Below are 15533 nucleotides of genomic sequence, written 5' to 3'. Positions count from 1 at the left end.
TGCTAATTGACAGTGACTGCCTAGCTAACTTAAAAGCTGCATAATAACTAAAGCTAATATACGGTAGGGGGCCGCTTAAATTGGCCATTACAATCAGCTCCCACGGCTATCCGTTATCGACAATTGTTAGTAAATAGTGTAAAGCTAAAAAGTTGAAGAAGATGATGACATTACTCACTTTATTGAACTCGTGGGTTATTTTGTTATTTCAAAACCAAAACTTTACATAGCAATGTCTCTTAATAAAAGCAGGTACAGGGTTTTGGATTTTATCGTTGTATATTTTATCTATTAGGGAAAGCAATGAAGCAGTATCGTTTGATGTTAGTAACTGTGGCGTTAGTAATGACTTCATTAAGTTTATTAGGCTGTCAGGATGCAACGAAAAGTGCCTTATCAATAGCTGAAAATACTAACGAATACACAAAAGGGCAGGGGTTCAACCAGGCTGTTCACAGTCAATTGAAGTATTTTCATTTATCGGTAGCGGCGAAAAATCGCCAGGCATTACCCATTAATCAATTTCATCAATGGATTGTGACTTTAAACGATGTTAACCAAACCCCCATTACCGACGCCGCTTTTTTTATTAGTGGTGGCATGAAAGGGCATGGTCATGGCTTACCCACACAGCCTAAAGTAACCAAACATTTAGGTAATGGCCGCTATTTACTCGAAGGAATGAAATTTAATATGGATGGCAAGTGGTTTGTTCGCATCCAAATATCCACACCGAAACAACAGGATATTGCTGAGTTCAGTTTTAATGTCCACTATTAAGCGCGTTATAACAACCATTTGCCTTGCTATTGCACTGGCTACAGTGATTGGTTGTGAGCAACAGCCAAGGTACTGGACAGTGCAAGAGCGCGCTTTGTTGGCATCTTTTCAATTGAACAAGCTCAGTCCTAGTGATGCTAGCTCGAATCGCTTTGCGGTAAACCCTGCTGCTGTAGCTTTTGGCAAACAACTGTTTTTTGATAAGCGCCTGAGCCTTGATGGTTCGATGTCTTGTGCAAGCTGTCATCAGCCTGACTTGGCTTTTACTGACGGCCTTGATAAAGCGCAAGGGGTGAACCGCACAGGCCGCAATACCCAAACCTTGCTTGGCGTGCAATATGCTTCGTGGTTTTATTGGGATGGTCGTAAAGATTCACTGTGGGCGCAAGCATTAGTGCCATTTGAAGCGGCAGATGAAATGGCCAGTAGCCGCGTCCAAGTATTAAAAATTGTGGCTCAAGATGCTCAATATCGGCGCGCTTATGAGGCATTGTTTGGCGCCTTACCTGAGCTAATCTTTAGTGGTGCTATACCAGAGAAAGCTGGACCTTGGGGGGATAGTGAAACGAAAGACAACTGGTATCGCCTCTCAACAACGAATCAACGCGTGATTAATCAAGCTTATGCCAATATCGGCAAAGCCGTAGCGGCGTTTGAGCGTACCATTGAGCTGCCTAATACTCGGTTTGATGATTATTTGCAGGTACTTTTTATTGATGGCTGGCAAGAAGCTAATCGTCGGCTGTCAGATTCTGCACTCGCTGGTGTTAAGTTATTTTTAAATCAGGAAAAAACCCACTGCTTGCGCTGCCATAACGGCCCACTGCTTACAAACCAAGACTTTCACAATATTGGCACAGGCAATTTCACAGGTATTGAACTCGACTTTGGTCGTTATTTTGGCATTCCTGCGGTGTTGCAAGATGAGTTCAATTGTTTAGGGCCTTATAGCGATGCTCAACCAGAGCAGTGTCATGGCCTTAACTTTATGGCGAAACAGATCCACGAAGAAGCGCAGGGGGCGTTTAAAACACCAACATTGCGATATTTAAGTAAAACCGCCCCTTATTTTCACGATGGCCGATTTACCACGCTAGATGAAGTATTAGAGCATTATTTAGCCATTAAACCCAACCAAACAGAGCTGCCTGAGTTGACATTAACAGCACCAGAAAAAAAGCAGTTGATCAGCTTTTTGTTATTGCTCAGTGAATGATTTTGCACACGATTTACTCGCTACTGTTTATGATAAATAAAAATAGCGAGTTTGTGCTCTTAGCGCTGTATGCTAGCGTTAATATCTAACGTGCCAAGCCCGTTAAGTGATACAGCCATTGACCGATAACGTGCTACTATAGCGCTTTATAAACTATTAACACTCGCTATTGATGAATAACCAGCCGAAAAATCCGTTACACGGTAAAACTTTAGAAATGATCCTCAACGAGCTAGTGGCTAAAATCGGTTGGGAGGCCATGGGACAGAATGTTGATATCCGCTGCTTTAATCATGATCCTTCCATTAAATCCAGCCTCAAGTTTTTGCGTAAAACTCCTTGGGCGCGAGCTAAAGTTGAAGAAATGTATATTAACGTGTTCCATGGCTTTCAGTGGAAGTGATACCACTTTAGCGGTAGTTAATTAACTTTAGTTACTTCCAGTGTTTTGCCCATTGAATTAATTCAGTGGCGGGCATAGGTTTAGCAATGGCATAGCCCTGCGCATAGTTGCAGCCCAAGCGTTGCAATTGGTGCAACGTTTCAAGGTTTTCAACACCCTCCGCAACTATGCTCATGTTCAGCATTTTCCCTAACATAATACAGATCTTGACGATAATCATAGCCTCTTCATCAAACAACATGTTGGCTACGAATTGGCGATCAATTTTAAGTTCGTTAAATGGTGCTTGATACAATTGTTGAAGCGAGGAATAGCCAGTACCAAAATCATCAATTGACAACTGAAACCCTTTCATTCTAAGACGATTTAATACATCGAGTGAGGAGGTCAATTCGCCCATCACAGCGCTCTCTGTCAGCTCTAACGTTAAGTTACTGGGCGCCAAATGATTTTTGTCGGTAAGCGCTTTGAGTTGTTCTGGTAGGCTTAACGCGATGATGTTATCGGCAGATACATTAATTGATAAGGAAATATCTATATTCGAACGTAGCATCTCGCTACTTTCTCGCACGGAAATATTGAGAATTTCTTGGGTCAATAAGTCGATTAAACTGTGCTTCTCTACAACACCAATAAATTGGTCGGGGTAAACTAGACCATCTGTTGGATGTTGCCATCTAACTAAGGCTTCAACACTATTGACTTTGTTGGTTGTTAAGCATATCTGAGGTTGATAGTGAAGCATAAGCTCATGATTTCTTATACCAGCTTCAATATCTCCAGCAGAGTATTGATGTTTTATCGTTTTGGGAAGTTTAGGCTGCTGTATATTTATGGCCACGCGATCGAGTAATTGTACAAAGCTCGACATCTCAATTGGTTTCGTTAACGTCGCTAATACTTCGATATCGTGAGCTTTAGCTAACTGCTCAGCGGAATGGAGTACCTTTTTATCAAAGCCGCTGACTAATATGAGTGGACAATGTTGGCCGCGATCAGCGAGCATCCTGATGACTTCTATGCCATCAAAGTTTGGCATCACTAAGTCCAATACGAGAGCGTCACAGGTGGGAAATTCTTTGGTAAGAAAGCTGACCACGTTTGTTTCAAACTCTGCTCGCCAGCTCGCTTGTTCTGCAAATTCTTTCAATAACTCTGCATACTGCTCATTATCATCCAGAATATAGAGAGTTGCTTTATTGTTATTGTGCACAACAGTTTCATATCTAATCCTTGATTAACTAAAAGCTAGCAGTAAAAGGTAGTGCTTTCAAATTAAAGAAAAATCGTTTTTACGGAATCATCGGCGATCAATATTAAGTTTTTTGCGTACTGATTGCATATGAGCATCGAAAGCGCGATCAAATTTGCTCTTACCACATCGAAAAGCGGACACCGCTGATACACCTTCGATTCCCACATTGCTTAAATCTTCAACCAGCACACAGGTGCCATTGTTCAATTTGGTAATTGATTTATCGTCACTTAATCTTTGAGTATTTTTGACTCGCTCTTCATCTGCGGTTGTTGGTGTGACAGATCTAGGAACAGAAGTTGGGTTAGGATGCATACCGGATAAAGAGCGGTGCTTTAGGCGATCTGTAATCTCACTTTCAACAATCCTTGCGTCTATATCACTTCTTATAGCCTCAAGCTGTTGTAATGGGCTAATCGATAGGGTTTTATTGCTAGTTTCTGAGGCTAATACTTTTGAGTCTTTACTAAAAACTTCACTAGGCAGCTTCTCTACAAGCTTTTGCGGTTGATTTTGATTTTCGCTGATCGCAGCTGGTTTTATCGCGCTTTTTGAATCAGGTGTAGTAGTCGTTCGATTATCTTCTTTATTTGATTGGCTTAACGTTTGAGTGGGGTTAGTTTCCTCTCTATCCAAATGACTATGTTGGACTTTATCAATTGAACGCTTCACTGGCGCGATGTCTGGCTTGTCTAATTTTGGTGGAATGTATAAGTAACTATTAAGTGGTTTTATTGATTTTTGCTTGTAGTGTGGCGCTAGTGCACTTGGTTTAATACTTATGATAATCGCTATAACAGCAAGGTGTAGTGATAGAGAGGCTAAAAAAGGCTTAATACTTCCGTGTTTCACAACAAATTATTTATTACTCAAGTCTGCATTAGTAGAGTAGCTTACTTTCAATAAGTTCCTGCTGTGAAAAAAGCTATTGATAAGAAGAGCTGTTGCTAAGTATGAGGTTTACACTGTTTAAGCAAGATATTATTCAATGAGCTAACATAGCAGAGCCTCCTATATTTTAGCTTTCGAGTAGTCCAATGGGAAATCATAGCGTTGTTGTCCATAAACCTAACTTTGCTAAGTAAATCACGAAGTATTTTCTATAGCTAAATATGTTTTAGTTATCTGCTTTAGAGTAGGCTTTTTAATTTTTCATGCATCAAACTATGTTTACTTCAGGCTCGCTAAGGACGAGAGTACATTTATGTCGCTCAATAAGTGTGCGGTTTGTGCGAGAATGGAGCAAATAAACGTAATTGTCAAAAAACTTTCAAAAAGGTGTTGACGCCCAGCTAAAAATCTCTAAAATGCGCATCCAATTCCACGGGGCAGCCCGTTGATGTTTTGTATAGGAAATACTTATTAGAGCGAGTCAGGACGACGAAAGCTCAGTTTTGATAAGTTTAGTTAGTGAATGTACTAAATAAACGGGTCAGATAACTTAGAAAAATGGCTCACTTAAAAACAAGTAAGATTTTTTCAAAAAGTTGTTGACATCAAAACTAGGAAGCGTAAAATGCGCATCCGCTCTCAACGAGAGAGTAAGCGGTTTAACAACGAATGCGATTGTTAACTCGCACCGAACAAAACGTTCATCCCTTAATGTTTTAAGAGGAGCGGTTCGGTATACCTACTTCGTGTAGGCATCTTTAACAATTAGTTATCATGCAATTTGTGTGAGCATTCACATGATGTTGATTTTACAAATAAGCAAACTTAGGTTTGCCAAAATTAACTCAGTGAACTCATGCAAAAACTACTTAATATTATAAGTTTTATTTGTACAGAATTCATTGAGCCGATGTCTTTCCTAACAGAAGGTCATCACAAACGATTTTAATTGAAGAGTTTGATCATGGCTCAGATTGAACGCTGGCGGCAGGCTTAACACATGCAAGTCGAGCGGAAACGAAGAGGAGCTTGCTCCTTTGGCGTCGAGCGGCGGACGGGTGAGTAATGCTTGGGAATATGCCTTTTGGTGGGGGACAACAGTTGGAAACGACTGCTAATACCGCATAATGTGCTTTTCGTAAGAGAAGTACCAAAGCGGGGGATTCTTCGGAACCTCGTGCCAAAAGATTAGCCCAAGTGAGATTAGCTAGATGGTGGGGTAATGGCCTACCATGGCGACGATCTCTAGCTGGTTTGAGAGGATGATCAGCCACACTGGGACTGAGACACGGCCCAGACTCCTACGGGAGGCAGCAGTGGGGAATATTGCACAATGGGGGAAACCCTGATGCAGCCATGCCGCGTGTGTGAAGAAGGCCTTAGGGTTGTAAAGCACTTTCAGTCGTGAGGAAAGGTTAGTAGGTAATATCTGCTAGCTGTGACGTTAGCGACAGAAGAAGCACCGGCTAACTCCGTGCCAGCAGCCGCGGTAATACGGAGGGTGCGAGCGTTAATCGGAATTACTGGGCGTAAAGCGTGCGTAGGCGGTTTGATAAGCCAGATGTGAAATCCCGGGGCTTAACCTCGGAACTGCATTTGGAACTGTTTGACTAGAGTACTGTAGAGGGTGGTGGAATTTCCAGTGTAGCGGTGAAATGCGTAGAGATTGGAAGGAACATCAGTGGCGAAGGCGGCCACCTGGACAGATACTGACGCTGAGGCACGAAAGCGTGGGGAGCGAACAGGATTAGATACCCTGGTAGTCCACGCCGTAAACGATGTCAACTAGCTGTTTGTGTTCTTGAAACGTGAGTAGCGTAGCTAACGCGCTAAGTTGACCGCCTGGGGAGTACGGCCGCAAGGTTAAAACTCAAATGAATTGACGGGGGCCCGCACAAGCGGTGGAGCATGTGGTTTAATTCGATGCAACGCGAAGAACCTTACCATCCCTTGACATCCACAGAAGTTACTAGAGATAGTTTCGTGCCTTCGGGAACTGTGAGACAGGTGCTGCATGGCTGTCGTCAGCTCGTGTTGTGAAATGTTGGGTTAAGTCCCGCAACGAGCGCAACCCCTATCCTTATTTGCCAGCGAGTCGTGTCGGGAACTCTAAGGAGACTGCCGGTGATAAACCGGAGGAAGGTGGGGACGACGTCAAGTCATCATGGCCCTTACGGGATGGGCTACACACGTGCTACAATGGCGTATACAGAGGGCAGCAAGACCGCGAGGTGGAGCGAATCCCAGAAAGTACGTCGTAGTCCGGATTGGAGTCTGCAACTCGACTCCATGAAGTCGGAATCGCTAGTAATCGCGAATCAGAATGTCGCGGTGAATACGTTCCCGGGCCTTGTACACACCGCCCGTCACACCATGGGAGTGGGTTGCAAAAGAAGTGGCTAGTTTAACCTTAGGGAGGACGGTCACCACTTTGTGATTCATGACTGGGGTGAAGTCGTAACAAGGTAACCCTAGGGGAACCTGGGGTTGGATCACCTCCTTATCTTGAAGTAAGACACATTATGGGTCGACAAGTCAGACATCCTGTCGAGTCGACACAGGTACATCCATGTACCTTGAGTGTTCACACACATTGCATTGATAACGATGAATGAAGAAGTAAGATCTTGAAATAGGTCTGTAGCTCAGCTGGTTAGAGCGCACCCCTGATAAGGGTGAGGTCGGCAGTTCAAGTCTGCCCAGACCTACCAATTCACGTCAGTGACATTGGCCCTTTGTTTTCAAGTCGACCCAGATCTACGTTAGTAGGTTACCCAATCGATGGGGCTATAGCTCAGCTGGGAGAGCGCCTGCCTTGCACGCAGGAGGTCAGCAGTTCGATCCTGCTTAGCTCCACCACTTCTTCACAAGAGCAAGAAGCCAAATTAAAGCTTACTGATGAGTAATATTTAATTTGGTTTTTTTAACCACGATTTAAGCGAATGCGTCTTAAATTGAGTTCTTTAACAATTTGGAAAGCTGATATATATCCCGAAATAATTAGTAACTTAATTATTTCGAATGGTTGCTTTAGGTAAGACAAGAGTGTCGCGCTCTTTTCTTTAATAAATAAAGTAATCAAACCTGAAATAAGATTTTTCCTTATCTTATTTCAATCTAATTCAAGCATACTCCAATCATTCATTTGATTGAGTACGTGAAAATGTCAGTCATACATTAGCATCAAGGCTTGTCTCTTGATGACTTAAATAAGTAAAACTATTTGGGGTTGTATGGTTAAGTGACTAAGCGTATATGGTGGATGCCTTGGCAGTTAGAGGCGATGAAAGACGTGTTAATCTGCGATAAGCTGAGATGAGGTGATAAAAACCGTTATAGTCTCAGATTTCTGAATGGGGAAACCCAGTTGCATAAGCAACTATCTTTACGTGAATACATAGCGTAAAGAGGCGAACCGGGAGAACTGAAACATCTAAGTACCCCGAGGAAAAGAAATCAACCGAGATTTCCTTAGTAGCGGCGAGCGAACGGGAATTAGCCCTTAAGCTTATGGGCGTTAGTGGAACAAGCTGGAAAGCTTGGCGATACAGGGTGATAGCCCCGTACACGAAGACAAACATAAGTGAAATCGAGTAGGTCGGCACACGTGAAATGTTGACTGAACATGGGGGGACCATCCTCCAAGGCTAAATACTCCTAACTGACCGATAGTGAACCAGTACCGTGAGGGAAAGGCGAAAAGAACCCCTGTGAGGGGAGTGAAATAGAACCTGAAACCGTATACGTACAAGCAGTGGAAGCCTTAGGGTGACTGCGTACCTTTTGTATAATGGGTCAGCGACTTATATTCTGTAGCAAGGTTAACCGATTAGGGGAGCCGTAGCGAAAGCGAGTGTTAACTGCGCGTTCAGTTGCAGGGTATAGACCCGAAACCCGGCGATCTACCCATGGGCAGGTTGAAGGTTGGGTAACACCAACTGGAGGACCGAACACACGTATGTTGAAAAATGCGGTGATGACCTGTGGGTCGGAGTGAAAGGCTAATCAAGCCGGGAGATAGCTGGTTCTCCCCGAAATCTATTTAGGTAGAGCCTCGGACGAATACCATTGGGGGTAGAGCACTGTTAAGGCTAGGGGGTCATCCCGACTTACCAACCCTTTGCAAACTCCGAATACCAATGAGTACTATCCGGGAGACACACTATGGGTGCTAACGTCCGTAGTGAAGAGGGAAACAACCCAGACCGCCAGCTAAGGTCCCAAAGTCATAGTTAAGTGGGAAACGATGTGGAAAGGCATAGACAGCTAGGAGGTTGGCTTAGAAGCAGCCATCCTTTAAAGAAAGCGTAATAGCTCACTAGTCGAGTCGGTCTGCGCGGAAGATGTAACGGGGCTAAACTATGCACCGAAGCTGCGGATTTGAGCTTTTGCTCAAGTGGTAGGGGAGCGTTCTGTAAGCCGTTGAAGGTGTGTTGAGAAGCATGCTGGAGGTATCAGAAGTGCGAATGCTGACATGAGTAACGATAAAGGGGGTGAAAAACCCCCTCGCCGAAAGACCAAGGTTTCCTGTCCCATGTTAATCAGGGCAGGGTAAGTCGGCCCCTAAGGCGAGACCGAGAGGTGTAGTCGATGGGAAACAGATTAATATTTCTGTACTTCTTTATATTGCGATGGAGGGACGGAGAAGGCTAAGCAAGCATGGCGTTGGTTGTCCATGTGAAAGATTGTAGGCTGGAAACTTAGGCAAATCCGGGTTTCTAAGGCTGAGAGTCGAGACGAGACGCTACGGCGTTGAAGTTGTTGATGCCCTGCTTCCAGGAAAAGCTTCTAAGCATAGATATAAAGGAACCGTACCCCAAACCGACACAGGTGGTTAGGTAGAGAATACTAAGGCGCTTGAGAGAACTCGGGTGAAGGAACTAGGCAAAATAGTACCGTAACTTCGGGAGAAGGTACGCCGGCTCTGGTGATGGGACTTGCTCCCTAAGCTGAGGTCGGTCGAAGTAACCAGGTGGCTGGAACTGTTTATTAAAAACACAGCACTGTGCAAAATCGAAAGATGACGTATACGGTGTGACGCCTGCCCGGTGCCGGAAGGTTAATTGATTGGGTTAGCTCTGCGAAGCTCATGATCGAAGCCCCGGTAAACGGCGGCCGTAACTATAACGGTCCTAAGGTAGCGAAATTCCTTGTCGGGTAAGTTCCGACCTGCACGAATGGCGTAATCATGGCCACACTGTCTCCACCCGAGACTCAGTGAAATTGAAATTGCGGTTAAGATGCCGTATACCCGCGGCTAGACGGAAAGACCCCGTGAACCTTTACTATAGCTTGACAGTGAACATTGCTCCTACATGTGTAGGATAGGTGGGAGGCTTTGAAACTTGCACGCCAGTGTGAGTGGAGCCAACCTTGAAATACCACCCTTGTATGCGTGATGTTCTAACCTAGGCCGATAATCTCGGTTGGGGACACTGTCTGGTGGGTAGTTTGACTGGGGCGGTCTCCTCCCAAAGCGTAACGGAGGAGCACGAAGGTTGGCTAAGTACGGTCGGACATCGTACGGTTAGTGCAATGGCATAAGCCAGCTTAACTGCGAGACAGACACGTCGAGCAGGTGCGAAAGCAGGTCATAGTGATCCGGTGGTTCTGTATGGAAGGGCCATCGCTCAACGGATAAAAGGTACTCCGGGGATAACAGGCTGATACCGCCCAAGAGTTCATATCGACGGCGGTGTTTGGCACCTCGATGTCGGCTCATCACATCCTGGGGCTGAAGTCGGTCCCAAGGGTATGGCTGTTCGCCATTTAAAGTGGTACGCGAGCTGGGTTTAGAACGTCGTGAGACAGTTCGGTCCCTATCTGCCGTGGGCGTTTGAGAATTGAAGAGGGCTGCTCCTAGTACGAGAGGACCGGAGTGGACGAACCTCTGGTGTTCCGGTTGTTTCGCCAGAAGCATTGCCGGGTAGCTACGTTCGGAACTGATAACCGCTGAAAGCATCTAAGCGGGAAGCAGGCTTTGAGATGAGTTCTCACTGGGCCTTTAAGGTCCCTGAAGGGTCGTTGGAGACTACGACGTTGATAGGTCAGGTGTGTAAGGGTTGTGAGGCCTTGAGCTAACTGATACTAATTGCCCGTGAGGCTTAACCATACAACACCCAAATGGTTTTGTAGACTGACAGAATAAAGAAAGTCACGTACTAACGTGTGCTTGAACAAGATATATAGCGTCGACAAACAACTGTCATCCATGACACTTGTCGACATCAGTGCATCCATGCACGTCACAGTTTTCCAGATTGTAATTTACTGCTAAGGCAGTAAATAAAAGTTTCGCCTAGCGACAATAGCGTTGTAGAACCACCTGACCCCATGCCGAACTCAGAAGTGAAATGCAACTGCGCCGATGGTAGTGTGGGAGGTCCCATGTGAGAGTAGGTCATCGCTAGGCACATATTTTAAAGCCCGATTCGAAAGAGTCGGGCTTTTTACGATTATATCCCAATGGCTTTCTCTTATCACTTAGCAACAATAGCGTTGTAGAACCACCTGACCCCATGCGCTCTTGCCACAGGAAGGCAGAAGCGGCCGCTCCTGAGCATCTATGCTCTCGCGGCATAAACCTTCCGACTGCAAACGATCGGTAACACTCCATGGCGCGTTCAGCCCTAAGAGGTTGATTTATGGTTTCAAGATGAAGCGCGTTTTGGACAGCAAAACCAAGTGATACCAATTGAAATAAACATGTGATCTAATAGCCATGACTTTTCAACCAGTAGATCAGCATGCATCACCCAACAGAATTAAAAAAGCTCGCCCAACAAGAAAGTAACGCGAGAGTCCGAATGAGGTTGCTCGCCATTTATCACTTTTCACTTGGTCAAAATAGAGCGCAAATAGCTCAATTACTCGGTGTTGCTCGAGGCAGCGTTAATAAATGGGTTAACAGCTACCTATCGGCAGGGCTTAAAGGGCTGCAATCCAAAGTAAACAAGGGGAGACCCTCCAAACTCTCACAAGCGCAACTGAATCAGCTGTCAGCATTTGTGTTGTCCCATGCAGAAAAAAACAGTGGCGGTAGACTGATTGGGGAAGATATTCAACAGTTCATTGCTCAAGAATTTGATGTGACTTATTCACTACGCAATATCTATCACCTGCTCCATGCGCTCGGCTTTAGTTGGATAACGAGCCGCTCCAAGCATCCTAAGCAATCCGAACAAGCCCAAGCGGTTTTTAAAAACCTTCCGACTGGAAACGATCCTTAACACCCCATGGCATGTCCAGCCCGAAGACGTTGATGTGTGGTTCCAAGATGAGGCTCGTTTTGGCCAGCAAAATCAAGTAACAAGAACGTGGGCGAAAAAAGGAAGTCGTCCACGGGCGGTTAAACAACAGCAGTTTGACTACGGCTATTTATTTGGTGCTGTTTGCCCTTCGACAGGCCAAACCGAAGCGCTAATTACGCCGCTCGTCAATAAAGCGATGATGACAGAGCACTTGTCTCAAATATCCAAAGCTACACCTCAGGGTAGACATGCGGTGGTTATCATTGATGGTGCGGGGTGGCATACAATGGATACAGCTAGTCCATTTTCTAATCTTACGCTAATCAAGTTGCCACCCTATTCACCAGAGCTAAACCCAATTGAGCAAGTGTGGCAATGGTTACGCCAGCACTGTTTATCTAATCGTGTATTCAGCGGGTTTGATGAAATAGTAGAACAAGTCTCAGTGGCCTGGAATACATTCATTTCGGATATTGATAGGGTGAAAAAACTCTGTACTCGCGATTGGATCAAGGTGGTCAGATAATTATTTCAATTGGTATGACAAGATTATGGGCTAAGAAAGGGAGTCGCCCCAGAGTGGTATGGCAGCAGCAGTTTGACTATGGCTATTTATTTGGTGCCGTTTGTCCTGCGACGGGGCAAACAGAGGCGCTTATTACGCCATTCGTGAATAAAGCGATGATGACAGAGCACTTATCCCAAATATCCAAGGCTACACCTCAGGGTAGACATGCGGTGGTTATCATTGATGGTGAGGGGGGCATACAATGGATACAGCCAGCCCATTTTCCAATGTGACACTAATCAAGTTGCCACAATACTCACCTGAGCTCAATTCAATTGAGCAGGTGTGGCATTGGTTACGCCAACACTGTTTATCTAATCCTGTGTTCAGTAGGTTTGATGACATCGTGAAACAGGTCTTGTTGGCTTGGAATACATTCATTTCAGATATTGATAGGGTGAAAAAACTCTGCACTCGTAATTTGATCAAGGTGGTCAGATAATTATTTCAATTGGTATAAATTGGTATTAAAACTTGCTCAAGGAAATCAGAAAAAGCTTACTAGTTGATTTAACGTTTTGGGAATTCAAAAATAGAGGAAAAATGGTGGCCCCTCCCAGACTTGAACTGGGGACCTACCGATTATGAGTCGGGTGCTCTAACCAACTGAGCTAAAGGGCCATTTTTATATTGCTTGGCGACTTAGAGTAAAGTCTCCGAAATAAGCGGGTGGCAGTATAAGCATTTTTACTTTTATTGTCACCAGCGTGACGTTAAATAATTAGTGGATAGCATTCAATAGCTTATTTCTTGTTCATTTTGATCGCTTTAGGCTTTATCTGGATATTTCTCTGGATTATAGTGAGATTGTTAATTCACTAGATAATTACATGGCTTTCAAAGATATTTCAAAGCAAACTAGAGAGTGCTGCTTGTAATTTGTGGTGGCTAACGATGTTTACTTAGCTCTGAATCTTTAGGCCTTAGCTAGAGGAAACTTTAAGTCAAAGCGCGTGCCTTTACCTAGTTCTGATTTGACGCTAATTTTACCTCTGTGGTGCTCGATTATCGCATAAGAAACAGAAAGCCCAAGCCCAGTGCCTTTACCTTCGGGTTTAGTCGTGTAAAAAGGTTCAAAGAGCTTCTTTTGCGTATCTACTGTCATGCCAGCTCCGTTATCGGTTACGCTGACATTCACAGTCCCTTGATACCACGACTTGATGGTGATGATACCATTGCCCCCAATAGCGTGTGATGCGTTCACTAATAAGTTGATAAAGACTTGCTGTAACTCTCCTTTGTGACCCATGATCTGCGGCAAGGTTTCATCAGCCTCGACGACCACTTCGCAAGTATGCTTAATATTATTCCATGCGATTTTAATGCTGTCTTGAATGACTTTGTTAATGTCGACTAATGATGTTTTTGTGTTGTCTTCTTTGCGAGCAAAGGAGTTAAGGCTACTTACTATCTCGGCAACCCGGTCAACTCCTTCTAGGCAAGAGCTAATCAATTCACCGACATCTTGCTGTGCAAATGTTAAATCATCATTTTCACCCAAGTGAGGCTCGGCTTCGCTTAACGCACCTTTAAATAAATCTATATACTCATTTAACACGCTTAAATTACTTTTTACATAGCCAATGGGGTTGTTAATTTCGTGTGCTATGCCCGCTGCGAGTTGGCCAATTGAAGCCATTTTTTCACTGTGAATAAGCTGGTGCTGCACTGAACTGAGCTTGTGCACGGTTTTTTGTAAACGGTCATAGTTTTTGGCGAGCTTTTCTTCTGTCGCACGCTTTTGTATTGCTGACACAAATTGCTGGCCTGCCGTATCTAACGTTTGTTTAACCTCTTTACTGTAGCAGTAGTGTGGCAAGTCGATGACCACTAAGTTCTTGCGTTGCTTTAACCTTTGGTAGTTAAAGACAAGTTGATTTTCGTGGTGAAACAAGTCGTGCAAGCTTGACTCTAATGAAGAGTTTTCTGCAATTCGTTGCCAGTGGCTATGGTTTGTTTTGACCGAGCTTTCAGTTTTGTCAGTATTGTCAGCCTCCAAGGCTTGGTGGAGGATAGTGCTAACATCAATTCTGTGTTTATAGGGCTTAACCAGCTTGCTGCTGCCCTTTTCAAGTAAGTAGGCAATCGCGCGTTTGGGGTTTTTATAGTCAAATAAAAGTACCGTTGCTCCTTCCAGTAGCAGTGATATTTCCTTTAAGAAATTTACTAGCATTTCAGCGGTTGAGCCTGAACTTGCGTGATGGTTTGCCAAGTTCGATAGCACTTTAAGTTGCACCTGCCGATTATTTGCCTGCTCAAGCGCATTGATCAACTCGCGGTAAGAGTCATACCTGTGTTGGTCAATATTATCTAGCTTAGCTTCTAGCGCTTTTTTGGCAGTACGCTCGTCTTTTAATGCGTTCTCTAGCAGTGAAACTTGCTTGGTAAGCAGTGCTATTCGCTGATCACTTTCATTAGGCAATGCTTGTCTCCTTGATGCGTACAGCTTAAATGCTCAATGGTTACTTTTTGCTTAAAGTGTTTCGCCGCGCCATAAATCAGCCCTTCGGCAAGAAAACAGACCTGTCGATGGGATGTGTATTTAATGAGTAATTCATTCTCTGAAACCGTGTCGAGAATAAGCGAGGGGGTATAAGCCAGCGGATCTGCTTTTTTGACTTCAATGTGAATGACGTTTTCTACGTGGTCAAGGAACTCAAAAACATTGCTACAGTTGCCAATGTGGTGCTTGGCACTGCCGAGTAAAGTAGGAAAAAGAAATTCGCCGAACTCGGTAAGAATCTCACTTAAACTGACATTTAGTACTTCACTGCTGATAGTGAGTAATTCAACAAATATGTTATCGTCATAGATATCTGTTGCGATAAAACTACTCGATTGTGCTAACTCACTTCTATCAATAATATCAAGCCATGTTAACAAACCATGTGCTTGCTCAACGTACTCGCCGTATCCGCAGAAGATAGCTCCCTTCACTAGACTACTCCTCTCGTTGCCATCAGCTATGAGTTTAGTCTTTGTTTTTCAATCTGTTAAGGTTTTTTCATTAAGTTTTTATCTTAACCACTTTACTATAACTGACTTAAATTAACGTTTATCAACGGTACATGCTATCGGTATCGAAATCGTTGCGGCTAACTGCCTCGTGTTGCATTGCAAATTGCAACTTTGTCTTCATGTCGAGTTAAGGTTTTAAAGATAAGTTTATG

General features: G+C 44.2%; 8 protein-coding genes, 3 tRNA genes, 3 rRNA genes and 1 pseudogene. 10 read left to right on the top strand and 5 right to left on the bottom strand.

The window, feature by feature from the left end; all coding sequences use genetic code 11:
* The first annotated feature begins 303 nt into the window (after window positions 1–303).
* The 3 genes from DXX93_RS16710 to DXX93_RS16700 all read left to right on the top strand — a co-directional run bounded on the left by DXX93_RS16710 (window position 304) and on the right by DXX93_RS16700 (window position 2399).
* The gene (locus tag DXX93_RS16710) at window positions 304–780 is read left to right on the top strand and encodes a FixH family protein (protein WP_116009099.1); all 477 of its coding nucleotides are present in this window, start codon (window positions 304–306) and stop codon (window positions 778–780) included.
* Window positions 767–1996: a cytochrome-c peroxidase gene (locus tag DXX93_RS16705; RefSeq protein WP_181902244.1), complete on the top strand. Its 1230-nt coding sequence runs from the start codon at window positions 767–769 to the stop codon at window positions 1994–1996. The genes DXX93_RS16710 and DXX93_RS16705 overlap by 14 nt, the downstream gene beginning before the upstream one ends.
* Window positions 1997–2168: 172 nt before the next feature.
* Entirely contained in the window at window positions 2169–2399 is a 231-nt protein-coding gene (locus DXX93_RS16700; protein ID WP_116009097.1) for a VF530 family DNA-binding protein, read from the top strand.
* Window positions 2400–2430: 31 nt separating this feature from the next.
* Here DXX93_RS16700 and DXX93_RS16695 read toward each other — a convergent pair whose 3' ends face one another.
* On the bottom strand, window positions 2431–3612 hold the full coding sequence (locus DXX93_RS16695; RefSeq protein ID WP_116009096.1) for an EAL domain-containing response regulator: 1182 nt from the start codon (window positions 3610–3612) through the stop codon (window positions 2431–2433).
* An 87-nt stretch (window positions 3613–3699) separates the two neighbouring features.
* Window positions 3700–4506, bottom strand: coding sequence for a hypothetical protein (locus DXX93_RS16690; RefSeq protein WP_116009095.1), 807 nt, complete (start codon window positions 4504–4506; stop codon window positions 3700–3702).
* Between the two features lie 985 nt (window positions 4507–5491).
* Here DXX93_RS16690 and DXX93_RS16685 point away from each other — a divergent pair.
* From DXX93_RS16685 to DXX93_RS21030, 7 genes and pseudogenes are all read left to right on the top strand, one after another.
* A 16S ribosomal RNA gene (locus DXX93_RS16685) occupies window positions 5492–7048 on the top strand.
* Between the two features lie 131 nt (window positions 7049–7179).
* Window positions 7180–7256: transfer RNA gene (locus DXX93_RS16680), tRNA-Ile, on the top strand.
* A 72-nt stretch (window positions 7257–7328) separates the two neighbouring features.
* Window positions 7329–7404 (top strand) — tRNA-Ala (locus tag DXX93_RS16675).
* Between the two features lie 376 nt (window positions 7405–7780).
* A 23S ribosomal RNA gene (locus tag DXX93_RS16670) occupies window positions 7781–10657 on the top strand.
* A 185-nt stretch (window positions 10658–10842) separates the two neighbouring features.
* A 5S ribosomal RNA gene (gene rrf / locus DXX93_RS16665) occupies window positions 10843–10957 on the top strand.
* Together the 16S, 23S and 5S rRNA genes with 2 tRNA genes alongside form the textbook arrangement of a ribosomal RNA operon.
* A 334-nt stretch (window positions 10958–11291) precedes the next feature.
* Window positions 11292–12321 (top strand): IS630 family transposase gene (locus DXX93_RS16660; protein WP_441351376.1). Its coding sequence is split into 2 segments (ribosomal slippage): window positions 11292–11750 and window positions 11752–12321, totalling 1029 coding nucleotides; the frame shifts between segments, so codons are not numbered across the junction.
* 17 nt (window positions 12322–12338) lie between these two features.
* Window positions 12339–12805 (top strand): annotated as a pseudogene (locus tag DXX93_RS21030) (IS630 family transposase); the annotation flags it as partial.
* Window positions 12806–12907: 102 nt separating this feature from the next.
* Here DXX93_RS21030 and DXX93_RS16645 read toward each other — a convergent pair.
* The 3 genes from DXX93_RS16645 to DXX93_RS16635 form a co-directional block, all read right to left on the bottom strand.
* A tRNA-Ile gene (locus tag DXX93_RS16645) sits at window positions 12908–12984 on the bottom strand.
* Window positions 12985–13279: 295 nt separating this feature from the next.
* Window positions 13280–14785, bottom strand: coding sequence for a sensor histidine kinase (locus tag DXX93_RS16640; protein ID WP_116009092.1), 1506 nt, complete (start codon window positions 14783–14785; stop codon window positions 13280–13282).
* Window positions 14758–15300 carry a heme NO-binding domain-containing protein gene (locus DXX93_RS16635; protein ID WP_181902243.1) on the bottom strand — a complete coding sequence of 181 codons (543 nt, stop codon included), beginning with the start codon at window positions 15298–15300 and terminating at the stop codon, window positions 14758–14760. The genes DXX93_RS16640 and DXX93_RS16635 overlap by 28 nt, the downstream gene beginning before the upstream one ends.
* Window positions 15301–15533: the final 233 nt, after the last annotated feature.

The organism is Thalassotalea euphylliae, from assembly GCF_003390335.1.
Taxonomy (GTDB): Bacteria; Pseudomonadota; Gammaproteobacteria; order Enterobacterales; family Alteromonadaceae; genus Thalassotalea_F; species Thalassotalea_F euphylliae_B.
This window is presented reverse-complemented; position numbering and strand designations above follow the sequence as displayed.